A 13,315-nucleotide genomic window follows, 5' to 3' on the forward strand; every position below is an offset into this window, starting at 1 on the left:
GTTCTCAAACAACACACCCACCGAGATTTCAACTAGGAAGAATTCCTAACTTGCCTCTCGAAGGCGACCGGACTAGCATAAGCAGGTTGTCGTTCGGGAATCAAATTCGGATCGCGTGACCCTGATCTCTGAACTATTCTGCTTTCACCGCACCAGCCGGATCACTCCTGCCGGCTCGACGTTTCCGCCGTCCGGTACCGCCGTCGGACCGTTCAGTCGCTCCGGCAGCGAGGAGTACTATAGCCACACTTGATTGCGGGTTGTCAAACGACTTTCCCGCGACCTGCATCACATCCGGGCTCCCCGGGGGACAGGCCGGCTCTCCCCTGCACCGGCCCCTCCGGTTCTACTTCTCCCGTCATCGCTTCTCAGGGCCGTACCAGGCCGGCGCGAATCCCCCAGAGCACCGTTTGCAGCCGGTCTCGAGACCCGGTTTTCTGCATGAGTCCCGTCAGGTGGTACTTGATTGTCGTTGGCTCCACATATAGGTGTGCTGCCATCTCACCGTTGGACATGCCCTGGGCCAACAGCCTGAGCACTTCCAGCTCCCGAGAGGTCAAGGCGACGTCCGCGGAAGCAGCTCCGGCGAACAACGCATGCTCGAATGCACCGCCAGCATCCGCAGGTCTGTCGGCGTACTGATGCTGAGACCCGACGCCATGTCCGACGAGCGCGCCTCGGGAGCCTCGTCTGGAGAGCTCATGCAGGATGCGGCGGGTGACGCGCTGGTCCAGGGTCCCCTCTCCCACCGCAACGGAACGGACGGCTCCCAGCAAGGTGGCCTCATCGGCGCCCTTGAGGAGAAAGCCCGCAGCACCGGCCTCAAGCGAGGCCAGGACGTCGTCGTCGACATCGAAGGTGGTCAGGATGAGCACGTCCACGTCCAGATCAGGGTCGGAGACGATCGCCCGCGTTGCCACGATGCCGTCGGTCCCGGGCATGCGGATGTCCATGCACACGACGTCGGGGCGTAGTTCACGAGCCAGCGCTATCGCCTCGGCACCGTCTGCCGCCTCACCCACGACCTCAATGTCCTCCTCCGCTCCGAGGATGACGCTCAAGCCGGCACGGACCACGGCCTGATCGTCAGCGATGACGAGTCGAATCATGGGATATCCACTTCCTCCTCGGTACGGGACCCGTCGACGCTGCCCGACGGAACGGGGATGACGAGGCGGTTGCACCAGCCGCCGTCGGGGTCGGGACCGGTGACCAGTTCAGCGCCCACCAGGGCCGCCCGCTCAGCCATGCCGGACAGGCCGTAGCCACCGCCCTTGCTACCTGCACCTGCCTGACGTACCTCCACATTCGGCGGACGTCGGTTGCTCACCACGATCTCCACGCACCCCTGCTGATAGGTGATCCGCACCTGGCAAGGGGCTCCCGGCGCGTGCCGCGCGCTGTTGGCGAGCGACTCCTGGACCATGCGGTAGGCGGCGGTGTCAGCTAGTGGGCTCAGGGGACGAGGCCGGCCGTTGACTGCGTACCCGACCCGCTGTTGACGACAGCGAGACTCCTCAACGAGGCGAGGCACTGCCTCCAGCGAAGGCAGGAGCACCGGCTCCCTTGTCATCTGAGAACCCGTCACGGTCGCAGCCTCGGCTGTCGCCTCGGTGCTCGACGACGTCGATTCGCTCTGTTGACCATCCGTCGCCTGCCCTTCACGCTGAGAGTCACTCCTGCCCTCGCTGCGCAGGAGGCCGACGACCTGACGCAGGTCGGCCAGTGCGGTCCGCGCACTGGCCTGCACCGTCTGGAGCATCTGGTAGGAACGCTCCGGATCCTTGTGCCGCAGAGCCGCGGCCGCCTGGGCGCTGACGATGACGCCGGAGAGGTGGTGGCCGGCGATGTCATGCAGGTCGCGGGCCAGGGCATTGCGGCTGGCCCGCAGCTCGCGCTCGACCCGCTCGCGCTCCTGGCGCTCGAGCAGCCGCTTCTCCCGCTCGAGGAGCTCGGCCTTGTCTCGCAGCGCCTGGTGCAGCTGCTCGCGCCCCAGCATGTGCTCCGCCACCGCCACCGGTAAGAGGTAACGCTGCAGCAGGTGCGCCGAGAGCAGGATGATCATGGCGACTATCCCACGCTGACCGGAGTACACCTCGCCAATGAGGAAGACCACGTTCAAGACGATGACGTTGGCGAACAGCGCGATCTGCCAGCCCGGGATGCGGTGACGCACGAGGTACCAGATGACGACCATGACCGCGGCGGATCCGAGTCCCGATCGATCGCTGGCGATGAGAACGATGAGATCGGCGGTGGCCACGATCCCGAGCACCCAGTACGGGAAGCGCGCCGTCATCATCACGGCCGCCACCTGGGTGATGACCAGGACGATGACGAGAATCGCCCAAGGAACCGAGCTGACTCCGTAGTTGCTGATGTGCTCGAGATCGGCCAGCACCATACCGATGTAGGGCAGCACGCTGAGCAGGCAGAGACCCACCGCGGCCCGGGGAAGACGCGATGGTCTCTGCACCTGAACGGCGGAATCGGGCATATCCCGAGTCAAACACATACGCGGCGATGAGGTACCCGACTCCGCCTCAGAACTCATCACTTGTGGCACAGGGCAGCGTCCACTGCCTCATCGACCTTTCCGGCCTTCTCCTTGGCGGAGCTCTCCGGGTTGTTCTGGTCGGCGATGGCTGTGGGCAGGGCGGTCACGGCGACGGTGACGGCGGTGCCGTCAGGTCCGACTCCACCTCTCGTGTGATAGCCCGCGATGTCACCTCCGTGGCCCCAGGCAGTGCCCCCACAGGACAACGACCTACCGATCAGGCCCAGCCCGTACACTACGCCAGCTTTGTCGGTGTCGACGCCTTTCTTCATCTCGTCGATGCTGGACTGGGTCAGCAGCCTGCCGTCGAAGACGGCCTGGAAGAACGTGTTGAGCTCGCTCGGGGTCGAGACCATCGCACCAGCCGCCCACCCCAAAGCCGGATCCATCTCGGTAATATCCTCCAGCTTGCCCTCAGCACTGAGGTGGTACCCCTGAGGGTGAGTACCACGAATCTTCTCCTCCCCCGGGGCCGGGAAGTAGGTGTGGGACAGACCCAGCTTCTTGACGATGCGCTGGTCGATCTGCTCACCCACCGGCCGCTGAGACACCCGCTCAACAAGCATCCCCAGCACCACATAGTTCGTGTTGGTGTACTTCCACTGAGCACCGGGCTCGAACTGCGCCGGCTTACCCAGAGCAGTATCCAGAAGGTCACGCGGAGGAACATAGTGCTGCATATTCTCAATCACCTCAGCGTTGCTGGAACGGTAGGTGTCCGCGTACTCAGGCAGGCCGCTGGTGTGCTGGAGGAGCTGGCGCACCGTGATCCTTGAGGCGTCAATACCTTCGCCCTTGATGAGGCCGGGCAGGTAGGTCTCGATCGGCTCATCGAGCCCCACCTTGCCCTCCTGAACCAGCTGCATGACCACCACGGCCACAAAGGTCTTCGTGTTCGACCCGACCCTCACCTCCCCGTCCATCGGCGGAGCCTGACCCGTCTCCAGACTGCCCTTACCCACGGCCACCCCCGCGGACTCACCCTTGCTGTCGCTCACCGCCGCCAGAGCCGCCGGGTAACCGGCCTCCACCAGCCCCTGCGCCCGAGCCTTCAGGCTCTCAGCCTCCCCCTTCGACGGCGCCGCCGACGCCGCACCACCAGCAGCACCCAATGCGATCGCCGCCGCCACAGGCACCGCCAACACCCGCCACACCAGCAACCGGCGACGGCCGGCTCGGGTCCCGGCGGCCCCTACTGCTTCGGGGCTGTCAGGAGTGACTGCATCGGAACGGACAGGACTGAACTTCTCTGCTTTACCCATGCCTCCAGTGTCACGAGCCAGCAGGCCGACCACCCCCGCCCAGGGCACAGCCCCTGCTGTCCATATGGACAGTGCCGGGCCCGCTCTGCTCCCAGTCGGACCGTTCAGATCGTGACGGCCCGGGAGGCCTGGTAGGCGGCCCCGACAATGCCGGCCGTGTTGAGCAGCTGGGCCGGGACGATCGGGGTCTTGAGGTCGAGCAGCGGCAGGTACTTCTCGTGCTTGCGGGAGACTCCCCCGCCCACCACGAACAGGTCCGGGGAGAAGAGCATCTCCACGTGGGCGTAGTAGCGCTGGAGGCGCTTGGCCCACTTCTTCCAGGACAGGTCCTGGGCGGTGCGCTGGCCGGCGGAGGCCCGACTCTCGGCGTCGTACCCGTCGATCTCCAGGTGCCCGAGCTCAGTGTTGGGCACCAGGGTCCCGTCGACGATGACGGCAGAGCCGATCCCGGTACCCAGCGTGGTGACGATGATGGTTCCGGGCACGTCCTTGGCGGCACCGAAGGCGACCTCGGCCAGGCCGGCGGCATCGGCGTCGTTGAGGCCGGTGATCGGCCGGCCCAGGTGCTCGCGCATGAGCTGAGTGAGGTTGATGCCCGTCCAGGACTTGTCGAGGTTGGCCATGAACGGGACGGTGCCGTGGACGATCGGAGCGGGCAGAGCCACGCCGACCGGGACGTCGTCGCTCACCTGAAGCTGCTCGAGGAGCTCGCGGCACACATCGGCGACGGCCGCAGGAGTGGACTCCTCCGGGGTGTCGATACGGACGCGCTCGCCGATGAACGTGCCCGTGGCCAGGTCGACCAGGGCGCTCTTGACGCCCGACCCGCCAATGTCGATCCCGCATGCCACTGATGTTGTCGGTGCTGCCAAAGTCATGAGGTCCTCCTGGTACTACGCGTCCTCGCGGCCTCCGCCCAGCCTAGTGCAGGGACGGCAGCCGCGAGGATGGTCGGAGAAAGATCGATGTCGATCCTGAAGGGATCCGGAGGCCTCAGTCGCGAGTACTCTCCTGGCGGGCACCCCGGTAGAGGTACCACAGGGTGGCGATGAACAGCACCACGCCCACCCAGGGGGCAACGCCGGCGAAGCCCTCGGGCATGATGGCCAGCGGGTCCTCTTTGCCGCCGAAGGCGACGACGATACCGGCGTAGACGACGCCGGCGAGGCTCTCACCGACGATGAGGCCGGTGGCCATGAGCGTACCCATGCGCTTGGCCCGCTCGGGGTTGGCGGTGCGCTGGGCCCAGCGGTCGTAGAGGTGGCCCAGGGCAGCACCGACCGGGATCATGACGGTGACACTGGTGGGCAGGTACATGCCCATGCCGACGGCGAGCGGCGGCAGCGAGTACTTGCTGCTACGGCGCAGGGCCTCGTCAATGGCGATGACAATGGCGCCGATGACGGCGCCCAGTCCCAGCAGGCTCCAGTTGAGGTCGCCGCCGAGGACGCCCTGCACCAGGTGCTTGATGAGGTTTGCCTGAGGCGCGGCCAGAGCGTCGGCACCGGCACCGGGGGCACCGGCGAAGCCGAAGGCTCCCTGCATGAGGCTGAGCACCGGCGGGATGACGATGGCACCGAAGACGACCCCGATGACGAGGGCAACCTGCTGCTTCCACGGGGTGGAGTCGACGAGCTGGCCGGTCTTGAGGTCCTGAAGGTTGTCGTTGGAGATGGTGGCCACGCCGAAGACGACCGCGGTGACGAACAGCGTGTAGGCCACCAGGGTGCGGACGTCGTCGGGCGAGGAGGTGGTGGCGATGGTGCGCACGAGCGCGGCCGCAGTCACCGCCACGAGGATGCCGACGCCGGAGATCGGCGAGTTGGAGGAGCCGATGAGGCCGGCCATGTAGCCGCAGACCGAGGCGACAACCAGACCGGTCAGCAGGATGAAGAGGATGGAGACGATGATGAGGCCCGCCGTGTGGTGGGCCATGGAGGTCCCGTGCAGGAACAGCCACAGGAGCACACCGATGGGCAGCATGGAGCCGACGGTGACACCGATGACCGTCTTCATCGACAGGTCGCGCTCAGTCAGGGGGATCTCCTCACCGGCGTTGCGCTTGGCACTGGAGGCCAGGGACTCGCGGATACCGGAGACGATGGGGCCGAGGATCTTCAGGAAGGTCCAGATGGCGGCGATGGCGATGGCACCGGCACCGACGATCCGCACCTCACTGGCGAAGGTGGTGCTCACGAAGTCCGCCAGGTCCGGGGCGCCTGCGGCACCGCCCCAGGTGCGCATCGGAAGCAGCACGCCGTAGGAGATGAGCAGGCCGACGATCATGGCGATGCCGACGCCGACGCCGACCAGGTGTCCCACGCCGGCCAGCGCCAGGGACAGGGAGGTGCCCATCATCGTGGCACCGGCACCGACTCGGAAGACCCCGGAGATGTCGACGCTGATGGCCTTGAGGGCGTTGAGGAAGTAGAGGGCGGCTGAGGCGATGGAGCCTCGCACGATGACGCCCAGTCCGCGGCTGGACTCCTCGGCCCCCTCGCTGGTGTCGCCCACGCGCAGGACCTCGGCGCCGGCCACGCCCTCGGGGTAGGGCAGCTCGGAGTTGGTCACGAGCGCGCGCCGCAACGGGATCGAGTAGGTGACGCCGAGGATGCCGCCCAGGATGATGACGAGAACCGTCTGGAGGTAGGGGAAGCCGGTCCACCAGCCCACGATGATGAGTCCGGGCAGCACGAAGATGATGGCGGACAGCGTTCCGGCCGCTGATGCGATCGTCTGGACGATGTTGTTCTCCTGGATCGTGTGATCGGAGAAGCGACGCAGGATCGCCATGGAGATGACGGCGGCCGGGATCGAGGTGGCGAAGGTGAGCCCCACCTTGAGACCGAGGTAGACGTTCGCCGCGGTGAAGACGAGCGTGATGACGCCGCCGATGAGGACGCCGCGGATCGTCAGCTCCTTGACCGGGCCGGCGGAGCCGGCACTGGTCGGCTTCGCCGCAGTGGAACCGCTTGAGGTTGTTGTGGACATGGTGAGATCTCTCGATGTCGGGATGATTCCGAGGGGAGAGTAGCACTGTGTCCGAATACGATCGTTAATGGTCCATTCTCATCAGTACAAAGCAGACGTAGCGGCTCAAGGCAGGGTAGTGCTCCGCTCAACCGCGTCTGCCCCACCCCTGGGACTCACCCCTTGATCGCCGCGGTATCCCAGTATTCGCGAACCTCGCAGATGAGCCCGCCCTTCATGGTGACGACGCTGACGATCTCGCTGGCGATGGGCCCTTGAGCGGTCGGGAACACTCCCTCGGCGTGCACCACGGCACCGTGCGGGGTCTCGAGCTCGGTGCGTATATCGGAGATGCGTACACCGGAGTCGCGCACTCTCCTCAGATGATCCACAACCGCCTCCTTCCCGATGAAGGTCTCCTGCACCCCGAGCGTGGGACCGTAGGGGAAGCTCCACTGAACCTTGTCATGGAGCACCTCACTCATGTCACCCGCGTTGAATCGCTCCAGCATCCGAGGCAGTCGATGCACGGCGGCAAGATGTTGGAGATCACCGGCCGTGAACAGGTGGGGGAATACTGATCCGCCAGGATCGAGCAATGATGATTCTGCGAGCGTCCCAACAAATACGGGCACATATCCGGTAGCCTCGAGGAGGCTTTCAATTCGCGGTCGTTCCTCAAGAGCATCGGTGGCATATCCGACCGCCCAGACTCCGAGATTCTTACCTGCTCGCGACACGAGCAACTCCCCCTGAATATGGGAGAAGGCGCGCACAACCATTGAGTCCGGCAGCATCTCGGCCATCCACTGCCCTTCAGTGCGCCTATCCGGCAGCGTGGAGACGATCTGCCCCTCCCGCATACCAGCGGCGTTCATCACGTCGAAGACCATCGCCCCCTTGAGGAGCGGCGCGAGACGATCTACTACGCCCTGCGCAGCACTGTGCTTGACTGCCAGGACCACCACCTTGTGACGGGCGGCCTCCTCAAAGCTGACGACGCGCACGCTCGGGAGGACACTCACACGCCTCGCCGACTCCGGCGACCGCGCACCGAGCTGAACCGTGTAGCCGGCCTGTGCCCACAATGTCGCTAGCCCCTGCCCAATAGGCCCGGACCCGATGATGCCAATCACTTCACTCGCCTTGTCGGGCATGTTGCTTCACTCCTCCTTGGTTACAATTAGTAACTACCCGGGTCGACAGTATGGCGAACCGATGAACGCGACAAGAAGGCATCTTCATGGCCGATAGGCACCCGAGAGTAACCGTCAATGAGACCTCCTCACAGGAAGGCGACTGCGAGCCCGACAGCACCGTCTGCGGCCTGCGCGATGTCCTCGACCGGATCGGGGACACCTGGTCGGTCCTCGTCATCATTCAGTTGCGCCTGCACGGCCGACGCAGGTTCGGGCAGCTGCTGCGCTCAGTCGAGGGAATCTCCCAACGCATGCTCACAGTCACCCTACGTCGACTCCAGAGGGACGGACTCATCAGCCGGACAGTCCTGGACACCTCCCCACCGCAGGTCGAGTACGCGTTGACTGGAACCGGAGAGTCCCTCACAGTCGTTCTTCGTCAGCTCGTCGACTGGGCAACGGACAATCGCGAGAGCATCGCGGCTGCTCGCGGACGCTGGGACCGGGGCGCAGACACACCCACCCGCTCTCTTTGACTCCACAACAACCAAAACGTCATGTACGGGGTCCAGGTCCTACAGGACCCGGCGGATGGATGACTGCTGAGGGCGGGGCCCGGCCCCGACTCCACCCCCAGGGACCGCAGGTCGGAGGCGGTCAGGTCGATGGAGTGCTCCCATATCGCCGTCAGACTGCGACATCCGGCCAGCACCCCGGTCACGGCCAGGAACAACACCGTGGGCAGGTCAAGGCGCACACCGCGTCTGTCGCGTGGGTCGGTGATGCTCCTGAGAACCCGGATCAAAGGCTGGTGCGACAAGGCATTCGTGGTGGAAGCTGACATCAGCGCGGCCTCCCAGAACAAAGGGATTGATTAAGTACCACTCACCGTCCCCATGGGGCCCACGCCCCCGCCCCAGCGACACACCACCCCCATCAAAGCGCCTCCCCCCTCACCCACCAACATTGGACCCCCTGACCCGGGGCCGCGTCCCTTACGAGGTTTTGGTCGAGGTCGAGAACCCAGCCAGGTAGGAGGCGGCCATGTCCTCGTGGGCGTGGCCGGCGTCGGCGACACGGTCGAGCCGGGCGGAGAAGGCCTCCATGCCATCGAGCCTCAAGCCGGCTTCGCGGGCGAGATCGAGGATGAGGTGGGCGTCCTTGCCGGAGGTGTCGACGGCGAAGTTGGCCGGGCTCAGGGCGCCCCGTTCAACGAGGTCGGCCTTGATGCGCAGGAAGGGCAGGTCCAGGCCGCCGCCGTCGAGCACCTCGAAGAACTGGGCCGGGGGCACACCGATCGCCTTCGCCAGGGTGACGATCTCGCCGGCGGCGTTGGACACGGCGATGACCCAGGAGTTGACGACCAGCTTGAGGCGGGTCGAGGTGGCGGCGGCACCGTCCTCGCCGGTCCACACAGTGCGCGACCCGACGGCGTCCAGGACCGGAGTGACCAGCTCACGGCCGGAGGCAGGACCGGCGGTCATGATGACAAGGGTGCCGGACTCAGCGGGCTGGCGGGTCCCGGAGACGGGCGAGTCGTAGAAGAGGACCCCGGCGGACTGCGCGATGGCGGCCAGGCCGGCCACATCATCCGGGCCGACAGTGGTCATCTGCAGCCAGGCGGCGCCGGGGCGCATGGCGGGAGCGGTCTCGCGCATGACCTCGGCGACGGCGGCGCCGTCGAAGAGCATGGTGATGACGACGTCGGCCCCCTCGACGGCGGCGGTGGCGGTGGGGGCGACCTCAATGCCGTCGTCGACCAGGGGCTGGGCACGCGAGATCGTGCGGTTCCAGGCGCGCACGGCGTGGCCGGCACCAGCGATGTTGCGAGCCATCGCCGAGCCCATGATTCCGGTGCCGAGTAAGGCTACAGTCAGTTGAGACATGCTTCTCCCTTGATTCTCTCTGATCGAGCTGTCGACCTGTCCGTGGTCGGCCACCCGCCTGGACCCCCTACGGCGCCCAGGATCGGGAGTGTTGCCGTCCTTTGTACACGACAGGCGCCCGAGTCACTCGGAAGCCAGGGCGCCGGCGATCCTGTACAGGGCGACGGCCAGGAGGAAGGCAAAAGCAGTCATGAGACTGGGGCCCCAGAAACCGGAGAGCCGGGTGAGAAGGTCGCCGCCGATGGCGCCGGCGATCGTGGCACCGAGGTACATCGCCGTGTTGGACAGTGAGGAGACGGTTCCTCGGGCTTGGCCGGCGTGGGCCTGCAGTTGCCCCATGAGGACGGGCAGGAGGAAACCAGCCACGACCAGGGCCGCAGCAAAGGCGACGACGGCACCCCATATGGTGGTCACGATGAGCGGCATCGCAGCAGCCAGGAGGTAGAAGGCGCCCTGGGCGAGGATGCCGCCCCACAACGACCGCCGCTCACCGATCCTTGCAACGAGCCGTGGACCGAGGATCGACCCCAGCGCGGTTCCCAGACCGATCATCATCATGGCCTTCCCGATGGCGCCCTGCGAGGCACCGAAGTCCTTGGCCAGCCAGGAGCCGATGAATGAGAACGACGCATAGTTGCCGGTCTGGAACGCGAGGTAGGCGAGGAGCGACCGCCTCAGCACCCGCGAGCCGAGGACCCTCCGGTAGGAGCCGACGACGTCAGCAGGCTCCCCCACCGGCCGCACATGGGGGAACGTGAGGAAGAGGAGTCCCCACAGAATGACGCTGACCACCGCGACCACGAGGAACGGCAGCTGCCAGCCCCTGATCGACAGGTAGGAGCCGATCGGCACGCCGGCAACCTGCGCAACCGCCAGTCCCGCAGTCGCATAGCCCATGACCTTGATGACGGACGGCCGGGGCACCGTCACCGGGATGGAGGCCCAGATCTGGGAGCTGACGAACGCAGCACTCACGCCGGCCAGGAAGCGGGCGGCGACCATACTCCAGAAGCTCCAGGCCAGTCCGCAGGCGCAGGTGAAAACGGCGAAGGCCGCCAGTCCGGAGAGAATGACGCGACGTCGGTCGTGACGGTCCGAGACGGGGCCGGCCACGAGGGCGAACAGCGCGTACCCCAGGGCGTAGGCGGAGACCAGCCAGCCAGCCCGGGACAGGGGGACGTCGAGCTCACGCTGGAGCAGGGGCAGCAGGGGCGCGACGAGGAAGGTGTCGGTGCCGATGACGAACATGGTGAAGAAGGACAGCCAGCCCATGGTCGAGACGCGGACACCTTTCGGCGACGTCCTCTCGTCATCGACAGATACGTGCGATGAGCCGCTCGTTTCTTCAGTCATCTCAAACCTCCTTAGTTCGATGTTTGACGTACTAAGAATTGTAGGAGACGATTCCCTCTGTCAACCCCCGTCCGGTGCGCGCCGGGGGCGAAGGTCGAGACAGAGAGGCAGGGACGAACCGTGAAGGACAGGGAGCTCTTCCACCCCGAGGCGGGCGACATCTCCCTGGACGCGATCCTGGGCGCCCTGTCAGACCCCATCCGCCGCGACGTCCTGCGCCGGATCGCCGATGAAGGCGCCCTGTACTGCGGGGACCTGAGCTACGACGTCGTCAAGTCCACGATGTCGCACCACTTCCGGGTGCTGCGCGAGTCGGGGCTCATGCATACCGAGCGCGAGGGCAAGCACCGGCGCATTACCCGGCGCGACAACATCATCGAGCAGCGCTTTCCGGGCCTGCTGGCCGCCGTCGGCCTGCCCGCCGGCAAGGGGCAGTGGCCGGACTGACGACCACCCGAGCGAGTACCCTGACGGCTCAAGGACGAGCCGCCGGCAACCTGCGAGGTGAGAGATGGCCAGGCCGCGCAAGCCGATCGACCCGACCCGACGTCGTCGCTTGATGCGGACGGCGCGCACGATGTTTGCGCTCCGCGGGTACAACGGCACCGCGTTGAGCGACATCCTCTCCGCCGCGCAGTTCCCTCGCAGCTCCTTCTACTACTTCTTCACCGACAAGGCAGCGCTCTTCGACGCGGCTTTCTCCGACGGGCTGACCCTGCTCGCCGAGCGGGTGAGCCCACCCGATCCTGCAGCGCTGACCACCGAGTCCTTCTGGCCCGAGATCTTCACCTTCTTCGACGAGCTGGCGGCGGCCGGCGACAACGAGGACGTGGCGACAATCGCGATGCTCTTCCACATGCGGGACGCTCCGCCGAGCGCCTCACGCACCGATTTCGAGGGGGCCACCCGGGCGTGGTGCCAGCAGACCGTGCACGCGGGTCGCGAGCAGGGCGTGCTCGACCAGGAGATCCCGGAGGACCTGCATGTCGAGCTCGTGTGGAGCGTTGCCGTCACACTCGATCGGTGGTTGGCCTCGCAAGCCGGCAAGGGAGCGGATGCTCGACAGCTGGCGCACACCCTCCTGACGCGGCTGTTCGGGGCGCCATAGCAGGCCCCTCCCCGCTTGACCGCGGCCACGGGAACCGACAGCCTCCTTGTTTGTGGACATGTCTGTCCATAAATGACTACCGTAGTTGTTACCAACCGTTCGCTGCCACAACGAGGTTCAGGAGGAATGCACGATGGCGAGCGTTCTTGTCGCCGGGGCGACCGGATACCTCGGCCGCTACGTGGTCGCCGAGCTTCACAACCGCGGACATCTCATCCGGGCCGTGGCGCGGGACCGGGATCGCGCCCGCAGGCAAGGGCCCTGGGGCTCACCGTCATTGGACGGCCTGGTGGACGAGTGGGCTCTCGGGAACGTCACCGATCCTCGTTTCACCCGCGATCTCGCAGCCGACGTCGAGCATGTTGTCTCGGCTCTGGGGGTGACCCGCCAGAAGGCCGACCCGTGGCAGATCGACAACCTCGCCAACCTGGCGATCCTGGACTCGGCACTGAAGCACGCCGGCTCCTTCACCTACATCAATGCCCTGGGTGGCGATCGTTGCCCCGCCCGGCTGACGCGAGCGAAGTCGGCATTCGCGCAGACGCTCTCGGTGGCGGAAATCAACTCTCAGATCATCAATCCGCCGGCCTACTTCTCCGACATGACGGAGGTACTCGCGATGGCCAGGCGCGGCCTGGTGACGGTGCTCCGCCCGACGGCGCGGATCAATCCGATCCACGGGGCGGACCTGGCGGTCTACGTCGTTGACCGGATGGAGGAGGGGCGCACCGGCACATGGGACGTCGGCGGACCGGACGTGCTCAGTTGGCGAGAGCTTGCGCACCTGGCCTTCGACGCCGTCGGGAAGCGCTCACACATCCTCACCGTCCCGGCGTGGGCGCTGCCGCCAGCACTGCGACTGACCGGACTGTTCAGCCCGCGCCTGGCCGACACCGCCCGGTTCATGGCCTGGAACATGACGCGCGACTGCGTGGCCCCGACAACGGGCACCCACCACCTCGCGGACTTCTACGCGGTCCACGCTCATGAATCCCCTCAAGTCTTCTGAAGGCACCAGCCCGGGGTGCCTCATGTCAAGG

General features: G+C 66.1%; 13 protein-coding genes. 4 read left to right on the forward strand and 9 right to left on the reverse strand.

Features of this window, described 5'->3' with window-relative positions:
• Window positions 1–368: 368 nt before the first annotated feature.
• From BKH33_RS12605 to BKH33_RS12630, 6 genes are all read right to left on the reverse strand, one after another.
• On the reverse strand, window positions 369–1,109 hold the full coding sequence (locus tag BKH33_RS12605) for a response regulator transcription factor (RefSeq protein WP_003780065.1): 741 nt from the start codon (window positions 1,107–1,109) through the stop codon (window positions 369–371).
• Window positions 1,106–2,497, reverse strand: coding sequence for a sensor histidine kinase (locus BKH33_RS12610; protein WP_003780039.1), 1,392 nt, complete (start codon window positions 2,495–2,497; stop codon window positions 1,106–1,108). Before BKH33_RS12610 ends, BKH33_RS12605 begins: the two co-directional genes overlap by 4 nt.
• 56 nt (window positions 2,498–2,553) lie before the next feature.
• Window positions 2,554–3,819, reverse strand: a complete 1,266-nt coding sequence (locus BKH33_RS12615) for a serine hydrolase domain-containing protein (protein ID WP_081395438.1) — start codon at window positions 3,817–3,819, stop codon at window positions 2,554–2,556.
• Window positions 3,820–3,923: 104 nt separating this feature from the next.
• The gene (gene ppgK / locus BKH33_RS12620) at window positions 3,924–4,697 is read right to left on the reverse strand and encodes a polyphosphate--glucose phosphotransferase (RefSeq protein ID WP_003780051.1); all 774 of its coding nucleotides are present in this window, start codon (window positions 4,695–4,697) and stop codon (window positions 3,924–3,926) included.
• A gap of 115 nt (window positions 4,698–4,812) precedes the next feature.
• Window positions 4,813–6,810, reverse strand: coding sequence for an OPT family oligopeptide transporter (locus BKH33_RS12625; RefSeq protein ID WP_003780053.1), 1,998 nt, complete (start codon window positions 6,808–6,810; stop codon window positions 4,813–4,815).
• Window positions 6,811–6,965: 155 nt separating this feature from the next.
• Window positions 6,966–7,946, reverse strand: a complete 981-nt coding sequence (locus tag BKH33_RS12630) for an NAD(P)-binding domain-containing protein (protein WP_003780031.1) — start codon at window positions 7,944–7,946, stop codon at window positions 6,966–6,968.
• 86 nt (window positions 7,947–8,032) lie between these two features.
• Here BKH33_RS12630 and BKH33_RS12635 point away from each other — a divergent pair, with 86 nt between their 5' ends.
• Window positions 8,033–8,464, forward strand: a complete 432-nt coding sequence (locus tag BKH33_RS12635) for a winged helix-turn-helix transcriptional regulator (protein ID WP_003780069.1) — start codon at window positions 8,033–8,035, stop codon at window positions 8,462–8,464.
• Here the strand turns inward: BKH33_RS12635 and BKH33_RS12640 are convergent.
• The 3 genes from BKH33_RS12640 to BKH33_RS12650 all read right to left on the reverse strand — a co-directional run bounded on the left by BKH33_RS12640 (window position 8,368) and on the right by BKH33_RS12650 (window position 11,167).
• Window positions 8,368–8,772: a transposase family protein gene (locus tag BKH33_RS12640; protein WP_232621427.1), complete on the reverse strand. Its 405-nt coding sequence runs from the start codon at window positions 8,770–8,772 to the stop codon at window positions 8,368–8,370. The genes BKH33_RS12635 and BKH33_RS12640 overlap by 97 nt on opposite strands.
• Before the next feature lie 151 nt (window positions 8,773–8,923).
• The gene (locus BKH33_RS12645; protein ID WP_256700256.1) at window positions 8,924–9,868 is read right to left on the reverse strand and encodes an NAD(P)-dependent oxidoreductase; all 945 of its coding nucleotides are present in this window, start codon (window positions 9,866–9,868) and stop codon (window positions 8,924–8,926) included.
• A 69-nt stretch (window positions 9,869–9,937) separates the two neighbouring features.
• Window positions 9,938–11,167, reverse strand: a complete 1,230-nt coding sequence (locus tag BKH33_RS12650; RefSeq protein ID WP_003780019.1) for an MFS transporter — start codon at window positions 11,165–11,167, stop codon at window positions 9,938–9,940.
• A gap of 120 nt (window positions 11,168–11,287) precedes the next feature.
• On the opposite strand from BKH33_RS12650, the gene BKH33_RS12655 reads away from it, so the two are divergent.
• From BKH33_RS12655 to BKH33_RS12665, 3 genes are all read left to right on the forward strand, one after another.
• Entirely contained in the window at window positions 11,288–11,614 is a 327-nt protein-coding gene (locus BKH33_RS12655; protein ID WP_003780049.1) for an ArsR/SmtB family transcription factor, read from the forward strand.
• A gap of 112 nt (window positions 11,615–11,726) precedes the next feature.
• Window positions 11,727–12,275 (forward strand): TetR/AcrR family transcriptional regulator, encoded by a 549-nt coding sequence (locus BKH33_RS12660; protein WP_275935696.1) that lies wholly within the window; start codon window positions 11,727–11,729, stop codon window positions 12,273–12,275.
• Window positions 12,276–12,408: 133 nt separating this feature from the next.
• Entirely contained in the window at window positions 12,409–13,284 is an 876-nt protein-coding gene (locus BKH33_RS12665; protein WP_003780005.1) for an NAD-dependent epimerase/dehydratase family protein, read from the forward strand.
• The last annotated feature ends 31 nt before the right edge of the window (window positions 13,285–13,315 follow it).

The sequence above is a fragment of the Actinomyces naeslundii genome (assembly GCF_001956585.1).
GTDB lineage: Bacteria > Actinomycetota > Actinomycetes > Actinomycetales > Actinomycetaceae > Actinomyces > Actinomyces naeslundii.

Excerpts from the sequence above, each read along its gene's own strand:
- BKH33_RS12605 (WP_003780065.1), bottom strand. The coding sequence starts at position 1,109 with ATGATTCGACTCGTCATCGCTGACGATCAGGCCGTGGTCCGTGCCGGC.
- BKH33_RS12610 (WP_003780039.1), bottom strand. The coding sequence starts at position 2,497 with ATGCCCGATTCCGCCGTTCAGGTGCAGAGACCATCGCGTCTTCCCCGG.
- BKH33_RS12615 (WP_081395438.1), bottom strand. The coding sequence starts at position 3,819 with ATGGGTAAAGCAGAGAAGTTCAGTCCTGTCCGTTCCGATGCAGTCACT.
- ppgK (WP_003780051.1), bottom strand. The coding sequence starts at position 4,697 with ATGACTTTGGCAGCACCGACAACATCAGTGGCATGCGGGATCGACATT.
- BKH33_RS12625 (WP_003780053.1), bottom strand. The coding sequence starts at position 6,810 with ATGTCCACAACAACCTCAAGCGGTTCCACTGCGGCGAAGCCGACCAGT.
- BKH33_RS12630 (WP_003780031.1), bottom strand. The coding sequence starts at position 7,946 with ATGCCCGACAAGGCGAGTGAAGTGATTGGCATCATCGGGTCCGGGCCT.
- BKH33_RS12635 (WP_003780069.1), top strand. The coding sequence starts at position 8,033 with ATGGCCGATAGGCACCCGAGAGTAACCGTCAATGAGACCTCCTCACAG.
- BKH33_RS12640 (WP_232621427.1), bottom strand. The coding sequence starts at position 8,772 with ATGTCAGCTTCCACCACGAATGCCTTGTCGCACCAGCCTTTGATCCGG.
- BKH33_RS12650 (WP_003780019.1), bottom strand. The coding sequence starts at position 11,167 with ATGACTGAAGAAACGAGCGGCTCATCGCACGTATCTGTCGATGACGAG.
- BKH33_RS12660 (WP_275935696.1), top strand. The coding sequence starts at position 11,727 with ATGCGGACGGCGCGCACGATGTTTGCGCTCCGCGGGTACAACGGCACC.
- BKH33_RS12665 (WP_003780005.1), top strand. The coding sequence starts at position 12,409 with ATGGCGAGCGTTCTTGTCGCCGGGGCGACCGGATACCTCGGCCGCTAC.